Raw genomic sequence first — 2232 nt, 5'->3', positions numbered from 1 at the left:
GCAGGCGAGGAAGTCGGATTCGGGTTGTTGTCCGGCACCAGCGGCGGCGGACAGCTGTGGGGGAAGATCGCAACCAAAAAGGCCCGCGCGAGGCGGGCCGTGAGGATGTTGTTTGGTGGAGGCGGCGACTACCGAATGTGAGATTTAAGCTTCTGAATTAAAATCTATTTGTATTTTTCTGAAGATAGGGTTGCCCCCGAAGTGGCCCCCAGTTTCCGCCGGTTACGCGGGTTCGATTCCTGGCGATCCAGCAGGGTGCAAACGTAGTCTCCTCACCGAGCAGGGCGGCTAATCCTATGCAAGTCGGATCGTATCGTGGAAGCGCATCGACTGGCCGAGTCGATGCGTTCAACTGACAGACTGGCTGGGTCGCAACGTTGCTAGAGTTTGCGCTCCGATCGGCCTGACGGATGCAGTCGATACTGAGGCTTGCGCCGCGCAGCTGTGGGCTCGGCCCGAAGCCAACCCAGATCTGTCAGCAACTCAAGCGCCGCTGAGGCAGCCTTCGCATCCGGGCGCGGCCTCGGCGCATAGAGGCTCAGCGTCCGCGTTGTCACCGTCGCCTCGTCTCTGCGACCGAGCCAAGCCAGCGTCCGCCGCGCCGTCTCCAGCAGCGGGTCTTCGACGGCTGCACGTTGCACGCGGACCGCCTCGTCGAGGAACCACAAGCCGATGCAGTGAGCCGCGGACCAGGTAGCGGCATCGATCTCGCTGTCGGGTTGCCGCAGGACGTTGGGGTTTGCCGCGACGTGCAGTACCAGCGCGAGCTTGCAGATCTGGCTGACGGCCTTGGCACCGACGTCGCGCATGTCCGCGAGGTCGCCGCCGTCGCCCATCCGGTCCTGCAACTCGTTGTGGAGATCGATGCGGGCCGCCGTCGCCTCCTCGCTCAATCTGGCTTGGTGCGGAATGGGGCGCCCATGCTGATCCTGGTCAGGGAGATGGCCGAGCACATCGAGGACCAAAGTGGAGTAGCGCGCCACTCTCTCCGCATGCAGCCCCGGCTCGCCGAGCCGCTCATGCTGCTGACCCACCATCGACGGCAGCCACGCCGGCCAGATGCGAGCCAGCGCCCCGGATGCCCGCAGCGCCGGGTGCGCGGCGACCTCCAGGTACTTGTCCGGCTGCACCATGACGCAGACGTTGAGGCACGGACGGCGGATCACCCGCTCTTCCGGTCCGCCGTCGCCGCCGCCGACCCGGTCGCGGCTGATCGTGTCGCCGCTGATGCCGGCGAGGTACACCGCATCGCCGGTGCGTCCATCGCCGGAGTACTTGCCCAGGATCGCATCGAATACTGGCCGACCCTCGCCGCTCATCACCGCGAAGGCGCCGTGGCGCTCGTGCAGCATCTGGAATACCCGCTCCTCGGTGCAGTCCGTGCTGAAGAGCCGCGGCACCGGCGGGACCACCAGCCGTTCTGCGTCCAACTGCTCGATCTGTTGCGCTGTCTCCTCCAGATCCGCATCTTTACGCCGCTTCAGCCTCGCGATCTCGCTGTCCACCGCCGCATTGCGGGCCCGCGCACGCCGGACGGCGACCTCCCAGTGCGGCTCCGCGTCCAGCGCCCAATGCTCCAGCGGCTGGGTCATGGCTCGAAACGCGGGGCTCTTACGCTCGCCGCTGCCGGCAATGCCCACCAGGAACAGCGCGGGGTGGTGGACCAGCCCCTTACGCTCCACCACCAGCGCCCGCTTGCCGATCGCGGTGGCCAGGGTGCCGATCCCCACCAGCGCCGGGCTCGCCTCCGGGATCTTGTTGAACCGCGCGACCTCCCGCACCGCCGACTGCAGCGCTGGCGGCAGCAGCGTCAGCGGAAAGGGTGCCGCCTCGCCGATGTCACCGCGCGGCGGGATCGGCTGTGGCTCCGGCCAGTGCGGATCTGATCGCTCACCGCCGGCAAGCTGCTCCAACAGCGCTGGGTCCAACGCATCGGTGAGTCTACGCTCCGGCGCATTCACCGGCGCCGCTCCGCGTTCGCCGCCTCGACCCGCAGCCGGGCCACCTCCACCCGGCCCCGGTCCTCGATGGTCAGCGTGCGCCCGGCGCGTAGATCGGCGGCCGCGATGCGCAGGATCATCCTAGAAACGGCAGTTGACCGCTTCGTCGCAGCTACAAGTGCTTGCGCAATTTGAGAATTCGTACCGATTTCAAGGTCACCTCCCGGGTGCGGGCCGCTACGACCCCCATGGCACGCCCCGCGCGGCGCCCAGCTGCGTTACAACTCGTTGG

Annotated in this window: 2 protein-coding genes; both read right to left on the bottom strand. The window is 67.2% G+C overall.

The genetic code is table 11. The features are described from left to right. Positions 1-380: 380 nt before the first annotated feature. Complete coding sequence (locus tag CKO31_RS25570; protein ID WP_200243578.1) at positions 381-1961, bottom strand: DUF3987 domain-containing protein; 1581 nt, start codon at positions 1959-1961, stop codon at positions 381-383. Further along, positions 1958-2080, bottom strand: a complete 123-nt coding sequence (locus CKO31_RS27350) for a hypothetical protein (protein ID WP_274607819.1) — start codon at positions 2078-2080, stop codon at positions 1958-1960. The genes CKO31_RS25570 and CKO31_RS27350 overlap by 4 nt, the downstream gene beginning before the upstream one ends. Between the last annotated feature and the right edge of the window lie 152 nt (positions 2081-2232).

The sequence above is a fragment of the Thiohalocapsa halophila genome (assembly GCF_016583825.1).
In the GTDB taxonomy this organism is placed as follows: Bacteria; Pseudomonadota; Gammaproteobacteria; order Chromatiales; family Chromatiaceae; genus Thiohalocapsa; species Thiohalocapsa halophila.
Note: the sequence above shows the minus strand (reverse complement) of the source record. Positions and strands in the feature narration are given on the sequence as shown.

Bases quoted from the DNA above. Each gene is read 5' to 3' on its own strand.
- CKO31_RS27350 (WP_274607819.1), bottom strand. From the start codon at position 2,080: ATGATCCTGCGCATCGCGGCCGCCGATCTACGCGCCGGGCGCACGCTG.